Here is a 16702-nt window from a genome sequence, read left to right as displayed (position 1 = left end):
AATTACGCCATGGAAAGAAGAACCTTTTTAAAACGCAGCGCTCTAGCCAGTACTGCATTAATGATCCCAGGATTTTTACAGGCGCAGTTCAAGCCTCTAAGTCAGTTGGGTAAGCGCTTGATCGTTATTCAGCTTTCGGGCGGTAATGACGGACTCAATACAGTGGTGCCTTTTAGAAATGATATCTATTACCGCAGCAGGCCAGTTCTTGGTTTGAAACGCGATCAACTCAACACGGTGACAGATTCGGTAGGGTTTCACTCCGCGTTAAAAAATATGGCCAAACTCTTTGAATCTGGAGATCTACTTACCATTAATGGTGTAGGATACCCCAATCCAAACCGGTCGCATTTTAGAAGTATGGATATTTGGCATACCGCTTCAGACAGTGATAAGTATTTGCAATCGGGATGGTTGGGACGCTATTTGGATCTTCATTGTGCTGGAACGTGTCAAAATCCCTTGGCTATTGAGATTGACGGTAGTTTGAGTTTGGCGCTCAAAGGGGAAGAGCAAAAGGCCTTAGCGATTCGCAATGTGAAGCAATTCAACAAGATGTCCAAGAGCAGATTGAATCAGTTTTTACTGCAACAACACGAAGCCGAACATCACCACGACAACCATGCTTACTTGTACAAGACCTTGCGAGAGACGGTAAACGCTGCCGATTATTTAGAATCTCAATTAAATCGTATGCCGCGGCACAGTCAGTTTCCAAAAACTCAGTTGGGAGGACAACTCAAGACCATTGCTCAAATGATGAGCGCTGGTTTGGACAGCAGTGTTTACTATGCTTCTATGAGCGGGTTTGATACTCATGTGAATCAAAAGCAGGTGCAGCAACGACTTTTGTCGCAGGTAGATGAGGCCGTAGGTGTGTTGGTCGATACCCTTAAAAAGGAAAACCTTTGGAAGGATACTGCAGTGATGATCTTTTCAGAATTTGGCCGAAGAGTAGCTGAGAATGGTTCTCAAGGGACGGATCACGGCTCTGGGAATCAGGTGTTCTTACTCAGTGGCGGCCTCAAGAAGCAAGGCTTTTTCAATGCGCTGCCTGACCTCAGTCGCCTCAATGATGGAGATCTGGCCATGCAAGTTGATTTTAGACAGATCTATTCCACATTACTAAAAGATTGGTTCAATACGGTTCCTACTGAAGTTATTTCTGGAAGATTTGATTCTCTGAACATCTTCTAGTAAAAAGCAATTGCTTAAATTCATGGCTCACAAAAAATCTGAACGATGAAAAATTTGGCATTGCTACTCTTCTTGACGTTTTCATTGAGTCTAACTGCTCAGAATGAAAAATTAATTGGTAAGTGGACCGGCGACAGCAAAGGAGAAGTAGGAAGCATTGTCTTTGATGATGAAGGTTTCATCACTTTCATAATTGAAGGGAACCCAATGGGTGGAAAAGCATTCGACATGGACGGAGTTACCGCCAATATGACTTACGCTGTAGATTATAGCGTTAAACCTTATCCAGTTGAAATAGATGTGAATGTGCCCGAGGTAGGCACTGTAGGGACCATGTATGGTTTTATCGAATTCCTTTCAGACGATTCTATAAAAATGGCAGTGGGGCAATTGGGTGAAAAGATCACCGCCATTACCCCACAGAATTCCATTGTCCTTACTCGGGACGAATGATCTATACTATTTGATTTCTGAGCAGATCCTCAAAGGTCTCTCGCTTGCGGATCAGTTTCCAATCCCCATCGATGAATAAAGCTTCAGCAGGGCGGTAACGGCTGTTGTAATTGCTAGCCATGGTAAAACAATAGGCTCCGGCATTACTAAAGCTCAGTACATCGCCTTCAGAAATCTCAGAGATGCGTCTGTTGTTGGCAAAGGTGTCTGTTTCACAGATATACCCAACCACGGAGTAAAAGCGCTCTTTGCCCTCTGCATTGGAGATGTTTCTGATTTGATGCTGCGCTCCGTAAAGCATCGGGCGGATCAAATGATTGAATCCACTATCAACTTGTGCAAAGACTGTTGAGGTAGTTTGTTTAATAGCGTTTACGCGCACTAAGAACTGTCCGGCTTGGCTCACCAAGAACTTTCCTGGTTCAAAGGATAAGGTAAGCGGACGGCCGTATTCCGCCTCAAATTCATTAAAACGCTGGCTGAGTTTTTCACCAAATTCTTCCACATTGGTTTCAATGTCTCCAGCTTTATAAGGTACTTTGAATCCACTTCCGAAGTCGATAAAGTCCAAAGTCTTAAAGTGCTTTGCCGTTTCAAAAAGAATCTCAGAGGCATAAAGGAATACCTCTACATCCAAAATATCACTTCCGGTATGCATGTGAATTCCATTGATGTGCATTCCCGTATTTTCCACGATTCTCAGAATGTGCGGCAATTGATGAATGCTGATCCCAAACTTGCTATCAATATGGCCCACAGAAATGTTGGTGTTACCACCAGCCATTACGTGTGGATTGATGCGTATACAAACTGGGACATCAGGATGCGCGGTTCCAAACTGCTCTAAAATGGCGAGGTTGTCAATATTGATCTGCACCCCTTTGGCGGCAACTTGTTCAATCTCCTCAAAGGAAACTCCATTTGGAGTGTATATAATGTCTTTAGGATCGGCACCGGCCTCCAAACCCAAAAGGACTTCTTGAATGGATACGGTGTCTAATCCAGCGCCGAGGCCATTGATGAGTTTTAAAATGGACAAATTACTGGAAGCTTTGACCGCATAATGGATCTTGAGCTTCTTTACCTGTTTAAAAGCTGCAGTGAGGCGTTTGTATTGAGACGCGATCATTTGGGCGTCATACACATACAAAGGGCTGTCAAAGCGATCTACAGCTGTTAAAAGGTCTTGATTTGTCATTGTTTTAAAATTTTAGCCCACTAAATTAAGCAAGCCGGTTAAATCTTCTGCAAGACAGAGTCGATAAAAAAGTGTTAAGCTTTCGATAAGCGTACTATTTTCTAGTCGAAATTTGTTGGTTCAGACCATTCGCATTTGCTACCTTTGCAAAACAGAAAAAAACACGACCGAGCATATGAATCTACACGAATATCAAGGCAAGGAAATATTAAACAGTTTCGGAGTACAGATCCAAAGAGGGTACGTAGCTGAAACTCCAGAGCAGGCTGTTGATGCCGCAAAGAAATTAACTGAAGAGACCGGAACCGGTTGGCACGTGATCAAAGCACAGGTGCACGCTGGGGGTCGCGGAAAAGGTGGCGGAGTAAAATTGGCCAAGAACTTGGACGAAGTTCGCGAGATTTCCGATCAGATCTTGGGCATGCAACTCATCACTCCGCAGACTTCTGCAGAAGGGAAAACTGTTCACCAAGTATTGATTGCTGAAGATGTTTACTATCCTGGCGATTCAGAACCAAAAGAATACTATATGAGTGTTCTTTTGGATCGTGCTGCAGGTAAGAATATGATTATGTACTCTCCACAAGGAGGTATGGATATTGAAGCCGTTGCTGAGGAAACTCCAGAACTGATCTTTACAGAGACTGTGGAGCCAGACACTGGGTTACTACCTTTCCAAGCACGTCGCATTGCCTTTAACTTAGGCTTGAGCGGGAAGGCTTTTAAGGAGATGACCAAGTTCGTATTTGCTTTGTACAAAGCTTATGAGAACTCAGATTCTTCACTTTTTGAGATCAACCCAGTTTTGAAGACTAGTGATGATCGTGTGATCGCGGTGGACTCTAAGGTGACTATTGATGACAATGCTCTTTTCCGTCATAAGGATTACGCAGCCATGCGTGATGTTCGTGAAGAGAACCCAATTGAGGTTGAGGCCAAAGCGGTTGGTTTGAACTATGTAGATCTTGACGGAAACGTTGGATGTATGGTAAACGGAGCTGGATTGGCCATGGCAACTATGGATTTGATCAAGATGGCTGGAGGAGAGCCAGCCAACTTCCTTGATGTTGGAGGAACTGCAGACGCCGAGCGTGTGGAGACTGCCTTTAAGATCATCTTGCGCGATCCTAACGTAAAAGCGATTCTTGTGAACATTTTTGGAGGTATTGTACGTTGTGACCGTGTGGCACAGGGTATTGTAGATGCCTACAAGAACATCGGTGACATTCCAGTGCCGATCATTGTTCGTTTGCAAGGAACTAATGCAGAATTAGCTAAAGAAATAATCGATAACAGTGGTTTGGATGTGCATTCTGCAGTAGAATTTAAAGAAGCATCAGATAAAGTTCAGGCGGTACTCGCATAAACTTTGTAACATACTAAACTCCCGTAAACACTGGTTTTCGGGAGTTTTTTTATGCCTGAATTTGAGTGTTAACTACTTCAAATAATCGTTAAACTGTCGTTAAATCAAGCCTTTAGAAGTAACTATTCATTTTTTGAACAGTCTATTAGGTGTACATCAATTTAAATCGAACAGTAATGCGAAAATTAAGTTTATTAGTAGTTGCCCTAGCGTTTTTTGCAGGAACTACTGCCAATGCGGCCACCGAGCCAACAAACGAGAACCCAGTAACGATCACTCAAGAGATCGGGAAGTTTTTAGCCAACCCAGACTTTGATTTTGGAGGGGAGGAAATCGCCAAGGTTTCTTTCATGATCAACAAGGATAATGAGGTGGTTGTACTGTCTGTAGATTCAGACAACGATACTGTAGTGTCTTACATCAAGTCAAGATTGAACTATCAAAAACTTGAGACAAGCGCTAAGAAAGGAATGGAATACACAGTGCCCGTGCGATTAAAGACGGTAGTGTAGAGGAGGCACTGTAAAAGAGAAGAATCCCGCAGTCTGGCTGCGGGATTTTTTTTGTCCTTGCTTTTCCCTATTTTTACCCCACTACAACAGATGGATAAGAAAGAGGAAAAATTAGGACTACTCAGTGATTTGATTGCATTAGCGCAGGCAGATCACCACATTTCTGAAGAGGAATATCAATTTATCATGACCTTGGCCAAGCGCTTTGAAATTGATAAGGAAACAGTCCATGACCTTTTTCACAATCCTGTGGAATCCAAGCCTATTGTTACGGAACTCGGACGCATCACGCACTTTCACAAGCTAGTTTTGATGATGAACATTGACCTCAAAACCAAAGATGCTGAGGTTGCTGCGCTGCGTAATTTTGGACTCAAGATGGGGATTCGCATGGAGATCATAGATCAGGTGATGCTCCGCATGGATAAATACGAGAACAAGCTCATTCCTGCTGACGAGTTGGTGCGTATTTTTCAAGCCTACTACAACTAAACTGTCAATTCGGCATTAAAATTTACTGAAATCACGTCAAAATGACGTGAAAATAGCAATGGAATCGAAATTGCTATACACTAACCGTAAATAAATTTTTCATGTTATGAGTTTAGTTAAAAGAAATACACGATTTGGATTCCCTTCACTATTAGACGATCTGTTTTTGAATGATCGCTTGGATGTATGGGGAGGACAAAGAGCCGCATTACCGGCAGCCAACATAAAAGAAACTGAAGATGATTTTCAAGTGTCCTTGGCGGCCCCAGGCTTTAAAAAAGAAGATTTTAATATCGACCTAGAAGATGATGTGCTAACAATTTCTTCTACCGTTGCAAATACATCAGAAACCAAAGACGAAAAGGAGCGCTATACCCGTAAGGAGTTTAGTCATTCTAGCTTTAGCCGTGCCTTCAGTCTTCCGGAAGATGTAAAACAAGACGAGATTTCCGCAGCCTATACCGATGGTATTTTGACCATCGTTGTTCCTAAGAACAAAGAGGCGCAGCTGTCTCAAAAGCGCACAATTGCAATTTCATAGTTATCCTAAGACTCTATTAGGAAATTTGGTTAGTTAGTTGTAGTAAGCCGTACCTTGGCAATTGGGGTGCGGCTTCTTTTTTTACACGATGCTATCGTTTTCTGCGTCTGCGTGGAGTTTGAGCTGCCGCAACTTTAGAAGAGGTGCTCACCATGGCCTCGATCTCTTTGAGTTCTTTTGCAGTGAGGTCTCTCCACTTACCCTCTGGAATTCCGTCTAAGGTGATATTCATAATACGGACGCGTTGCAATCGGGTTACTTCATAGCCTAAGTATTCACACATTCTGCGGATTTGTCTGTTGAGGCCTTGAACCAAGATGATCTTAAAGATAAATCGACTCAGACGTTCCACCTTACACTTTTTAGTAACGGTTCCCAAAATTGGGATCCCTCCAGCCATGCGTCTCACGAACTCTTCAGTTATGGGGCGGTCTACGGTAACGATGTATTCCTTTTCGTGTTGATTTCCGGCACGCAGTATTTTGTTGACAATATCACCATTGTTCGTTAAAAAGATCAGGCCTTCACTAGGCTTGTCCAAACGGCCCACATGAAAAATACGCTCCTTGTGGTTGATAAAACTGATGATGTTTCCCGGAATGCTTTTATCAGTTGTACACGTAATGCCTACGGGTTTATTAAAGGCGATAAAGACATCGTCTTCTTTTTTGTTGGCCGATTGGCCATCCACGCGAATCTCATCATCGGGCAAAACACGATCCCCTAAAACAGCTTTACGGCCATTGATGGTCACCCGACCTTGCTCGATCAAAGCATCGGCCTGACGGCGCGAACAAAATCCTTGTTCACTTAGGGCTTTATTAATGCGGATGCTGTCTGCTGCGTGCTCCATTATTCCAGGGTTTCCATTTCTTTTTGATACTGCTTGATCTGATCGCGCAATTTAGCGGCGAGCATGAAATCCAGCTCTTTTGCAGCCTTTTCCATGGCTTTGCGGGTATCGCGAATACGTTTTTCTATCTGCGGTTTGGTCAAGTACTCTTCTGGGCGTTCTTGCAACAATTCTTCCGCAGTATCAAAGGTAAAACGCTCTGTCTTTTCTTTTGTCAAAGCATTGTCCAGGGACTTTTTGATCGCCGTAGGTGTGATGCCGTGTTTCTCGTTATAGGCGATCTGCTTCGCTCTACGGTAATTGGTGCCGTCGATGGTTTCTTGCATACTCCGCGTAATGGTGTCTGCATACATGATGGCCTTTCCGTTGATATTACGCGCTGCACGACCTACGGTTTGCGTTAAGGAGCGATTCGATCTCAAAAATCCTTCTTTATCCGCATCTAAAATAGCTACTAAGGAAACCTCCGGTAAATCCAAACCTTCACGCAAGAGGTTTACTCCGATGAGCACGTCAAAAAGACCCATTCGCAGATCCTGCATGATCTCTACACGTTCCAAGGTATCCACATCACTGTGAATATAACGACAGCGTATTTGAATTCGCGTGAGGTATTTGGTGAGTTCTTCTGCCATGCGCTTGGTTAGTGTAGTCACCAAAACACGCTCGTCTTTTTCTACACGCAGCTGGATCTCTTCAATCAGATCGTCAATTTGGTGTAAGCTCGGACGGATCTCGATCACCGGATCCAACAGTCCTGTAGGGCGAATGATCTGTTCGGTATAGATTCCTTCTGATTTGCCCAATTCATAATCCGCAGGAGTTGCACTAACATAGATCACCTGATTCTGCAACGCCTCAAATTCTTCAAACTTCAACGGACGATTGTCCATGGCTGCAGGCAGCCTAAAGCCGTATTCTACTAGGTTTTCTTTTCGAGATCGGTCACCACCATACATAGCACTTACCTGAGGAATAGACACATGACTCTCGTCCACCACCATCAAATAATCGTCTGGGAAGTAGTCTAACAAGCAGAACGGACGTGTTCCAGGTTCGCGGCCGTCCAAATAGCGGGAATAATTCTCAATACCGGAGCAATAGCCCAATTCGCGTATCATCTCCAAATCAAAATTGGTGCGTTCTTCCAAGCGTTTGGCTTCCAAAGGCTTGCCAATTTCTCTAAAGTAATCCACCTGTTTTACCAGATCGTCTTGAATGTTGTGGATCGCATTCTGAAGTACATCAGGAGAGGTCACAAACATATTGGCCGGATAGATCGTCAAGCGGTCGTAACGCTCAATAAGGTTGTTATTACTTGGGTCAAAGGCCTCGATTTCTTCGATCTCATCTCCGAAGAAATGAATTCTAAAAGCGATATCGGCATAGCTGGGATAGACATCCAAAGTATCTCCTTTGATCCTAAAATTCCCGTGGTTGAACTCAGCCTCTGTTCTTGAATACAAGCTTTGAACCAATTTGTGCAAAAGCGCAGTTCGAGAGATCATTTCCCCTTGTTGCAGCTTGATCACATTCTTTTGAAACTCGATCGGGTTCCCAATACCGTAAAGACAGCTCACGGATGCTACCACGATCACATCGCGCCTACCGGAAAGCAGGGAAGAGGTGGCGCTCAAACGCAGCTTCTCAATTTCTTCGTTGATGGAAAGGTCCTTTTCAATATAGGTTCCACTGGTCGGGATATAGGCTTCGGGTTGGTAGTAGTCGTAATAGGAGACAAAATATTCTACCGCATTGTTGGGAAAGAACTGTTTGAACTCCGTGTACAACTGCGCCGCTAAAGTTTTGTTGTGTGCCAGCACCAGTGTTGGTCGCTGTGTTTCTTCAATGACATTAGCTACAGTAAAGGTTTTTCCACTACCGGTAACTCCTAATAGCGTTTGGTACTTTTCTCCAGTCTCAATCCCCTCAGCCAAGGCTTTGATGGCTTCAGGTTGATCTCCAGTCGGCTTAAAATCAGATACAACAGTGAATTTCATAGGGTATACTCTCTCCGCGAATCGAACCTTAAAATTACAGCTTTTTCAGGGCATATAAAACAAAAACGGCTTGCAAAAAAGCAAGCCGTTTTTCTTAAACTAACTCGAGTTTAGCGCATTTAGTAATTCAGGTATATCCAGCCGTTATAGAGCTGTTGTGTATCTTCAAAACGACCGTCACCAGGAGCGTCGTTAAGCTGTAAAACGTAGAAGTAAGTTCCTACTGGAAGCAGCTCTCCGTTGGCCTCCACAGCTCTTCCATCCCAATTGTTGGTGCTGGCGTTTCCGCTGTAAACCAATATTCCACGGCGGTCATAAATCTTTAAATCATAGTTGGAATGCAGCGCCAGACCACTGATGTCTAAAGTGTCATTAAAACCATCGGCATTTGGAGAGATCCCTTGAGGAATCACAATCTCACAAACTTCAACTATAAATTCCACTAAAGCTATGGCTTCACAAGTGGCAGCGGTCTCTGCACGAATATATACGGTATCGCCGTCTGCAGCTTGATAGGTCTCTGGACTCGCAATTGGATTTTCTCCATTTTGAGCATCTTCATTGGAAGTGTGATAAGTGACTTCCAGACCGGAGGTCTCGATGCCGAGTAAGGCTTCCAATTGATTGAGATCATAGGCAGCTGTTCCAGACCCTGCATCAGCACAGAGTTCAATTGGCTCTAAGGTATTGAGACTTGGTGATGCTTCTGCGATCAGTTCCAAGGGGAAGGTCGCAAAACACAACGGATCTGTCACACGAACATAAATGATCTCTGGATTAGTCGTATTGGTATAACTAAGCGGTAGTGGATCCACATTGTTCTGTGCATCAGCATCTGTCGCATGGAAAGAGACAATAATTCCTAATTCACCGCCAGTGATAACTTCAATCAACGCTTCTAGATCAAAGGTTGCAAACCCTCCTGAATCCCCACAAGCCACTACTGGTTCTGGGATATTGAAAGGAACCAATGGGATGATCTCTAGTTCTAAGGTTGTTAGACTGAAGCAGCCTGTGGCTGGATCTACCACACGCACATAGATGGTTTGTGGATTAGAAGTGTTGGAATATGGACTACTCAGTGGATTGTCTCCTGTTTGAGAATCTACCTCCGTCTCGTGGTAAGTCACTACCAAACTGGCATCTCCAAGGGTGATTTCGTTATCTTTTAGCGTTAAGTCAAATTCTTCAATTTCATCCCCGGGATTGTTAGAATCACACAATGCTAAAGGCGATGGATCTGCGATCACTGGACCATCCAAAACTATAAGGGTCAGTGATTCTATGCTGAAACATCCTGTGGTGTCGTCTTCTACGCGAGCAAAGACATCCTGCGGATTCGCAACGTTCAAGTACGGACTGCTCAACGCCAAGGAAGTGTCGCCAGAAGCGGCATCTGCGGCTGTCAAATAGTAGTTAACTGTTACACCTGCAGCACCACCTGTGATTTCCGCATCTCGGGAAGTCAGGTCAAACGGCTCTATACCGTCAAAAGGTAGCATGTCACAGAGTTCATAAGCCTCTGGAGCTGTGGTTGCAGGTCCTTCATTTACAGTTATCGTAAAACTACCTACGGTAAAACAACCAGTGGTTGGATTCACAATGCGCACCCAAATGAGCTGAGGATTCACAACATTAGAATAAGCCGTAGGATCTGCAATAGCTCCTGTATCAGCGTCGGCGTCAGCCTCTGTTTCAAAGAAGCTAATATCCACAGCGGACTCCGCAGTAATCTCAGAAATCCAAAACGTCAGATCAAACACCGTGATTCCGTCGGCAACTTCATCGTCACACAACTCAAAATTGGCAATAGGATCGTTGATCTCCGGAGAGTTCAATACAGTTATGGTAAAGCTTACAATATCAAAACAGCCTCCTGAATTTTCAATTCGCGCCCATACTACCTGAGGATTCTCTGTATTGGTGTATGGCATGATCAGCTCAGTACCTGCAACACCTGCCAAAGCATCAGCTTCTGACACATAATAGGTGACAAAGGTGTCTGGTTGACCTGCGATGATCTCAGCATCTGCTAGGGTCAGATCAAATTCGGCAAAGCCATCATTGTCGTCGTCACAAACAGTAAGGTCTGTTGGTGTGTTTGCCACAGGAGTATCAAAGAAGGTCACAACTACTGTATCGGCTACTGTACAATCTCCGTCTGTTGCCTCACAGCGATAACTTCCTGTTGTGGTGGCATCGTAAGTTGGATCCGTAGCTCCAACAATTGGAGCATCGTCTAAGAACCATTGGTAGGTGACTCCGGCAGTGCCTGTGTCGGCATCCAAAGTAATAGGATCGGTGTCACAAGTCCCGATGTCTTCACCAAGATTGAAGCTAAAGGTAGCGTTAGAAGTCACGGTGACAGTATCTTCTACAGTTACTGTTTCTCCATTACAGTTTAGGTAATCTACACGTGCGGTATAGGTCTGAGTGCCTACAGGGCATACGGTAATATCAGCAGTATCACCAACAACGTCTCCAGATTCATCCAACCAAGTAATACTGGTTACGCTGGGACCGTCTGGAATAAAGCGCCAAGCTTCAAATTCTGTGGTCCACGGCGAATCTGAAGTATTTCTTCCAGGAGGAACAAATGCCTCTGTACCTTCATTATTTTGGATTCCCAGAACTGCGTTTCCGTCGTTCCAAGTCTCACAAGTCGGTTTGTTAAGAATGTAAACATCAATGATGTTTGTAGTTTCATAAAGCACTGCCATCTGTGTAGCGAGTAGATCCCCACAACTGGCAGAGAACATAGGTACTTCAAAATAAGACACTACCAAAACACGGTTTGGTGCAGTTCCTAAAACTTCATATCCAATCTCTTCAAAATCACTGGTGGCTGGGTTGATATCGTGTCCTGGAGTAAAAATATTTGCCTCCCCTAGAGTCGGATTGTCGTTGTTGGGTAGATCTTCATCAAAAGACCAGCCGTTAGACGTGTCTGAACCGTCTACTTCAAAACGGATCACCCCGTTGGATCCTACTTGGAACTGGGTTTCTGTTCCTCCGAAGAAACAAAAATCAAAAGGCAACTCTTCCACATCGGACCAAGCGTCATCAATATCCGGATTCAGACTATTGGCCAAGCCGTTAAAAGAGAAAGGTGGGTCAAAAGGAATAGGCACTACATTATAGGTAGTGGTTTCTCCAATGGAAAGAAAATCAGCGCTTAGGTCTGCACAAATCTCTCCTGAGGAACAATCCAAAGTAACGTCAGGTCCAGCATCTACAAACGGATTCCCTACAGAAACATCAAATTCAACATCGGCGGTCAGCTCTATGCGGGTTTGATCTACACAACCTGCTGCATCGGTAGCCGTAAAGCTGATCGGGTACAATCCAGGCGAGGTGTAAGCATGCATTGCACTTAATCCGCTCATAACGGTTCCATCACCAAAATCCCACTCATAGGTCGCACCTGCATCTGAGTCAGCAAAGACCGCAGAAGCGTTTACTGTAATGACTTCATCTACATCAGCTTCAATAATACCACCAACAGCAGCTGGGGTAGAGCCATCAAATGTGGTTGAGATCTCTTGACAACAGCTTATTTGCGCTTCCCAACCAATAGAGGTGAAAAACTCATTAGATACGAATTCAAAGGTCAAACATCCTGAAGGATTCGTCGGAGAAGGACGAACAATTCCAGGACTGTTGGTTCCTGAGAAATCACCAATGACAGGAGCAGAGGTGTCGGCTCCGTCATAAATGGTCAATACATCATTGGGCGTTTCTGTGGTGAAGCTGGTAAAATCCACTTGAAGAATTCCGCCACTACCATCATCACAGAGTGTGAGCACCAAGGTTTCATTATTAGCATAAGGTGCAGCGGGTCCTCCAGAATCGTAGAAGTTACCGGTACACACGTTAAAACTGCCATTTTGCATATTGATCTCCTGCCCAAAAGCGGTACAAGTCAATAGCCCGAGAACGAATAGAAGTAATTTTGTTTTCATAGGACTATTGGTTTTTGCGTTCTTGAGGAGCGATTACAATGAGATATTCCGTGCCGTCTATGCGGTAGATCAATTTCTTAGCCGCATAAAAATCAAATTGGTATTTAAACGGATTGAATCGATCTGGGTCAAAACCACTATCGCGGCTGAGGCCTGGATTGTACAGGTTATACATAGGAACCTCAGAGAGTAATTTGAGGTTGCTATCGAGGTCTAATTTTTCAGCATCACTTTTGATATAGGAAATACGCTTTTCAAAGAGCTCTTTCATATAGGCATAGCGACGGGTATCTGGTTTGATGTAATCAGCACCAGAACCGGTATATACCTGAGCGATAAAACGTTCAAAGTTTGCAGGGTCTGGTTTGGTGACCTGTGCCTGAACAGTTGAGAAGTTAAAGGCCAGCAGAAGCAGCCCTAGGCAGGCTTGTTTAGTTAGCGACATTGCAGTTAGTTTTTAGGGGAAAGTTAAGGAAATTCTCCCCGTAAAAATCTGCCGTTCATCGATAAAAAAAGCCTTCAAATCTATATTTGAAGGCTTTTGAATATATTGGATTCTAATTGTCTAGTAATTCAAGTACACCCATCCGGAGTATAATTGCTCAACATCTGAGAACGGATCTCCAGGCATGTCATTCAATTGAAGGGTGTAGAAGTAAGTTCCTACAGGAAGCAATTCACCGTTTTTCTCGATTGCGCGTCCGTCCCAATCTTGAGTACTTCCGTTTCCAGAGTATACCAACAATCCACGACGGTCAAAGATCTTCAACTCGAAGTTCGGGTGAAGCTCCAATCCACCAATGTCGAAGGTATCGTTAAACCCGTCACTGTTTGGAGAAATACCTTGAGGAATTTCAATTTCACAAGCTACAACACTGATCTCTACAGAGGTTGTTTGGAAACATCCAGCTGCGTTTGCAACGCGGATGTAAATAGTCTCTGGAGTGGTAACGTTAGTATAGTTTTCAGGATTTGCAATAGGATTGCTTCCGTCTTCAGCATCTGCTGAATTGGTGTGATAAGTCACTGTAAGTCCTGATAGATCTACACCTAACTCGGTGTTGAATGCAGTAAGGTCGAATTGATTGGTCAATCCAGAAGCTCCATCGGCAGGACAGCTTTCAACTGCAGCCGGAGCAGATAGTGGATCGATAACCAAAGCAACAAGTTCTAGTGTTGTATTGCTCACACATCCAGTTACATCGTCTACCACACGAACGTAAACGGTCTGTGGGTTTGAGGTATTGCTGTATGGAGAAGTCAATGGATTGTCACCAGATTCTGCATCTGCAAGGGTTTCGTGATAGGTCACTGTCAATCCAGAAGCACCACCAGTGATCTCATTATCACGGCTTGTAAGATCGAACTCAGCAACTCCACCTGGAGTTCCACATAATTCGTAAGCCGCTGGGTCACTAATAGTAGGACTGTCTGGATACATGATCTCGTATGGTCCTGCATCAGAGGCTTGACAAGCTCCAAGATCAACTAGAATGTCAGTGTAAACACCTTCGTCCAATCCAGAGATTACAATGGTTCCTGCACCGTCTGCTGTTAAGGCATCTGGTCCAACTGGTGTTCCGTTAAAGTTGTATGATACATCGTAAGTTGTACCTGCAGATAGTCCGGAGATTACAATGCTTCCGTCTGCAGAACAAGTCGTAGGGTCATTTACAGTAACCGTAAATGTTGGGTCATCAGGATAGTTGATCTCAAACGGACCGGCAAGAGTTGTAGAACATTCTACGATCTCTACAGTTACGTCTGTGTAAATTCCTTGATCCAATCCTGTAATTAGGATGTTTCCAGATCCGTCTGTAGTAAAGGACAACGGTCCAACAACAACGCCATCTACCGTATAGGTTACATTATAAGTTGTGTCAGCCATCAATCCTTCGATCAGTAATGCACCATTCGGTCCACAAACATCAGAGTCTTGAGCAGTTACGGTGAAACTTGGAGAATCTGGCTCCATCAATTCTACCGGTGCTGGCTGAGTGAATGAACAGTCGTTAAAGGTAAGTACACCGTCAGCATATATACCTGCAAGCAATCCTGTGATCACAATAGTTCCGGTAGCATCAGAGGTTACTGTGATTGGTCCTACTGGTACCCCGTTAAACGTATACGTCAGTTCAAAGGTCGTGTTCGGGAATACATTGCTGATGATCACCTGTCCTGTAGGTCCACAAGTTGTTGGATCTACACCTTCAATGATTGCACCACCTAGAGATGGTCTGTTTAGTTCGAACGGTCCTGCTGCGGTATAGGTACAATCATTAAGTACGATGGTAATGTCCGTGTAAACTCCTTCATCCAAGTCCGCAATGATGAACTGTCCAGTTGCATCTGTAGTTACAGTGATTGGTCCAACAAGCACGCCGTCTAATAAGTATGTCACCTCATAAGTAGTGTCGGCTGCTAGTCCATCAACAGTCAGGGATCCGTCAGAATCACAGTTGATAGGGTCTGCTGTAGTCACTACAGGAGTAAATACTGGATATTCGAAGGTATAAGGACCTGGGTCTGTAAAGCTGCAAGTTCCTTGTTCTAAAGTAATGTCAGTAATGGTCACTTCACCTAAACCAGTGATGAAGATACTTCCAGTTGCATCAGAAAGTACAGTAGCTGGTCCGATAACAGTTCCGTCTTGTGTATAGGTTAAATCATAAGAGGTTGCTGGAGTTAAGCCAGAAAGCTCTAAGCTACCGTCCATATCACAAGCTACAGGTTGATTCACAATAGCTGTAAATGTCGGTGCTCCTGGATCTTCTACGACGATTGGGCCGTCGTTCTCAAAGAAACAGCCAGCGTCATTGGTAAACACGAAGTCTGTATATACTCCAGCATCCAAACCACCAATGGTTAAAGATCCGGTCATATCAGCAGGAAGCGTGATCGGTCCTACAGGGACTCCATCGTCTACATAAGAAATATTGTAATCCGTATCTCCTAGTAATCCAGTTACTAAAATGCTACCATCACTAGCACCACAAGCTGATGGGCTTTGTGGAGCAAGAGAAATAAAGGTTGGGTCAACACCGCCACCAGTAAAGTCTCTAAATACGTAGAAATAAGTAAAGTTTACAGATTCTCCTGGAGCAAGATCTCCAAAGAAATAAGCGATAGAGATGGCCTCATCTGCAGTGTTTGTTGCACCTTCTGTTTGTTCAAAACCAACTCCGTTCCAAATGTCTGATGGGTCGCGGTTGCTAAAACCACCGTAAGTTACACGAGCGCGCTCATCCTGAACGTAGTAACACACACTAGATCCGTTAGCATCGGTTCCACCAAGAGGTCCTTGAGAAGCACAAACAAAACCGAGGATATCAAGACCCCCCGAAGGCTGTGCAATCAATTCTTGATCTGTGGTAAAGGTTCCGTTGATGGTTTGGTTGTTATCTGGATCCACATTGTTCATCCAGTATAAGTTGGTCTTTGGTACAGCATCTAAGTTGGTCAAACGCTGCTCCATTCTGATGAAAAGACCGTCGCGAGAAACAGAGAAGTTACGGATGATCTCAATTCCATCGATAAATCCGTTCCAAGAGATCTGGGCAAAATCACCAAAACACGGATCGGTTAGGATCCCTGCTCCACTGATAGCTCCAGGAACTTGGTTTGGACTTGCTAAGTTGTTATTCCATACAGCCCCATCGTATTCGATTCCCCATCCTTCTTCCGGAGAACCAGGAGTAAAGAAATCCCCGTCATAATCAACCCAGCCGTCCATAGTTGGGTTGGCGATAAAACCAAAAAGGTCGTTACCGGTCTCACGGCTATCGTGGTATGGTGGTCCAGGATTTTGATCGTTTGGAACCCCAAACGTACCGTTTTGATTGATCCCGATTTCAATGAAATTACCTTTGGCGAAAGCATCGTCCAAAGACAACTGTGCATCGAGCTGCGCCTGACTTTGTTGAAGCCCTAAAAATAGGAAGGCCAGTGCAAATATTGATTGAAAGAATCTAGGAGTAAAATTTCTCATAGAAGGTGGCTGTTAATTGTATAAATTGATGTCTAAAATATAAATGTAAGAGATTATTTTAAGTCTGTAAAAGAATTGAACAAAACTTAGACGTAATTTTTGTTTTCAACGATGTAGGTAAAAAAAAGGCCTTAAATCGG

At 44.0% G+C, this 16702-nt stretch carries 12 protein-coding genes; 6 read left to right on the top strand and 6 right to left on the bottom strand.

The features are described 5' to 3' along the window. Positions 1 to 9: 9 nt before the first annotated feature. Both ACSLP7_RS01575 and ACSLP7_RS01570 read left to right on the top strand, forming a co-directional pair. A complete protein-coding gene (locus tag ACSLP7_RS01575; RefSeq protein WP_435577682.1) occupies positions 10 to 1197 on the top strand; it encodes a DUF1501 domain-containing protein in 1188 nt (395 codons plus the stop codon). A 45-nt stretch (positions 1198 to 1242) separates the two neighbouring features. Then, on the top strand, positions 1243 to 1650 hold the full coding sequence (locus tag ACSLP7_RS01570) for a hypothetical protein (RefSeq protein WP_435577681.1): 408 nt from the start codon (positions 1243 to 1245) through the stop codon (positions 1648 to 1650). Between the two features lies 1 nt (position 1651). Here ACSLP7_RS01570 and lysA read toward each other — a convergent pair whose 3' ends face one another. Continuing rightward, positions 1652 to 2848, bottom strand: a complete 1197-nt coding sequence (gene lysA / locus ACSLP7_RS01565) for a diaminopimelate decarboxylase (protein WP_291188165.1) — start codon at positions 2846 to 2848, stop codon at positions 1652 to 1654. Between the two features lie 175 nt (positions 2849 to 3023). Between lysA and sucC the strand changes: the two genes are divergently transcribed. The 4 genes from sucC (at position 3024) to ACSLP7_RS01545 (ending at position 5759) form a co-directional block, all read left to right on the top strand. Then, on the top strand, positions 3024 to 4214 hold the full coding sequence (gene sucC, locus ACSLP7_RS01560) for an ADP-forming succinate--CoA ligase subunit beta (protein ID WP_435577680.1): 1191 nt from the start codon (positions 3024 to 3026) through the stop codon (positions 4212 to 4214). Positions 4215 to 4390: 176 nt separating this feature from the next. Further along, positions 4391 to 4726 carry a hypothetical protein gene (locus ACSLP7_RS01555; protein ID WP_435577679.1) on the top strand — a complete coding sequence of 112 codons (336 nt, stop codon included), beginning with the start codon at positions 4391 to 4393 and terminating at the stop codon, positions 4724 to 4726. 90 nt (positions 4727 to 4816) lie between these two features. After that, a complete protein-coding gene (locus ACSLP7_RS01550; RefSeq protein ID WP_272833066.1) occupies positions 4817 to 5218 on the top strand; it encodes a TerB family tellurite resistance protein in 402 nt (133 codons plus the stop codon). 106 nt (positions 5219 to 5324) lie between these two features. Next, a complete protein-coding gene (locus ACSLP7_RS01545) occupies positions 5325 to 5759 on the top strand; it encodes an Hsp20/alpha crystallin family protein (protein ID WP_435577678.1) in 435 nt (144 codons plus the stop codon). Between the two features lie 91 nt (positions 5760 to 5850). Here ACSLP7_RS01545 and rluF read toward each other — a convergent pair whose 3' ends face one another. The 5 genes from rluF to ACSLP7_RS01520 form a co-directional block, all read right to left on the bottom strand. Then, positions 5851 to 6612: a 23S rRNA pseudouridine(2604) synthase RluF gene (gene rluF / locus ACSLP7_RS01540; RefSeq protein ID WP_435577677.1), complete on the bottom strand. Its 762-nt coding sequence runs from the start codon at positions 6610 to 6612 to the stop codon at positions 5851 to 5853. After that, positions 6612 to 8612: an excinuclease ABC subunit UvrB gene (gene uvrB / locus ACSLP7_RS01535; protein WP_435577676.1), complete on the bottom strand. Its 2001-nt coding sequence runs from the start codon at positions 8610 to 8612 to the stop codon at positions 6612 to 6614. The genes rluF and uvrB overlap by 1 nt, the downstream gene beginning before the upstream one ends. 119 nt (positions 8613 to 8731) lie before the next feature. Then, complete coding sequence (locus tag ACSLP7_RS01530) at positions 8732 to 12574, bottom strand: gliding motility-associated C-terminal domain-containing protein (protein WP_435577675.1); 3843 nt, start codon at positions 12572 to 12574, stop codon at positions 8732 to 8734. 4 nt (positions 12575 to 12578) lie between these two features. After that, positions 12579 to 13019: a hypothetical protein gene (locus tag ACSLP7_RS01525; RefSeq protein ID WP_435577674.1), complete on the bottom strand. Its 441-nt coding sequence runs from the start codon at positions 13017 to 13019 to the stop codon at positions 12579 to 12581. Positions 13020 to 13139: 120 nt separating this feature from the next. Beyond that, on the bottom strand, positions 13140 to 16562 hold the full coding sequence (locus tag ACSLP7_RS01520) for a gliding motility-associated C-terminal domain-containing protein (protein WP_435577673.1): 3423 nt from the start codon (positions 16560 to 16562) through the stop codon (positions 13140 to 13142). Positions 16563 to 16702: the final 140 nt, after the last annotated feature.

The organism is Gilvibacter sp., assembly GCF_965601605.1.
Lineage (GTDB): Bacteria > Bacteroidota > Bacteroidia > Flavobacteriales > Flavobacteriaceae > Gilvibacter.
This window is presented reverse-complemented; position numbering and strand designations above follow the sequence as displayed.

Excerpts from the sequence above, each read along its gene's own strand:
- ACSLP7_RS01555 (WP_435577679.1), top strand. The coding sequence starts at position 4,391 with ATGCGAAAATTAAGTTTATTAGTAGTTGCCCTAGCGTTTTTTGCAGGA.
- ACSLP7_RS01570 (WP_435577681.1), top strand. The coding sequence starts at position 1,243 with ATGAAAAATTTGGCATTGCTACTCTTCTTGACGTTTTCATTGAGTCTA.
- lysA (WP_291188165.1), bottom strand. The coding sequence starts at position 2,848 with ATGACAAATCAAGACCTTTTAACAGCTGTAGATCGCTTTGACAGCCCT.
- ACSLP7_RS01550 (WP_272833066.1), top strand. The coding sequence starts at position 4,817 with ATGGATAAGAAAGAGGAAAAATTAGGACTACTCAGTGATTTGATTGCA.
- ACSLP7_RS01530 (WP_435577675.1), bottom strand. The coding sequence starts at position 12,574 with ATGAAAACAAAATTACTTCTATTCGTTCTCGGGCTATTGACTTGTACC.
- ACSLP7_RS01525 (WP_435577674.1), bottom strand. The coding sequence starts at position 13,019 with ATGTCGCTAACTAAACAAGCCTGCCTAGGGCTGCTTCTGCTGGCCTTT.
- uvrB (WP_435577676.1), bottom strand. The coding sequence starts at position 8,612 with ATGAAATTCACTGTTGTATCTGATTTTAAGCCGACTGGAGATCAACCT.
- ACSLP7_RS01575 (WP_435577682.1), top strand. The coding sequence starts at position 10 with ATGGAAAGAAGAACCTTTTTAAAACGCAGCGCTCTAGCCAGTACTGCA.
- ACSLP7_RS01545 (WP_435577678.1), top strand. The coding sequence starts at position 5,325 with ATGAGTTTAGTTAAAAGAAATACACGATTTGGATTCCCTTCACTATTA.
- ACSLP7_RS01520 (WP_435577673.1), bottom strand. The coding sequence starts at position 16,562 with ATGAGAAATTTTACTCCTAGATTCTTTCAATCAATATTTGCACTGGCC.
- sucC (WP_435577680.1), top strand. The coding sequence starts at position 3,024 with ATGAATCTACACGAATATCAAGGCAAGGAAATATTAAACAGTTTCGGA.
- rluF (WP_435577677.1), bottom strand. The coding sequence starts at position 6,612 with ATGGAGCACGCAGCAGACAGCATCCGCATTAATAAAGCCCTAAGTGAA.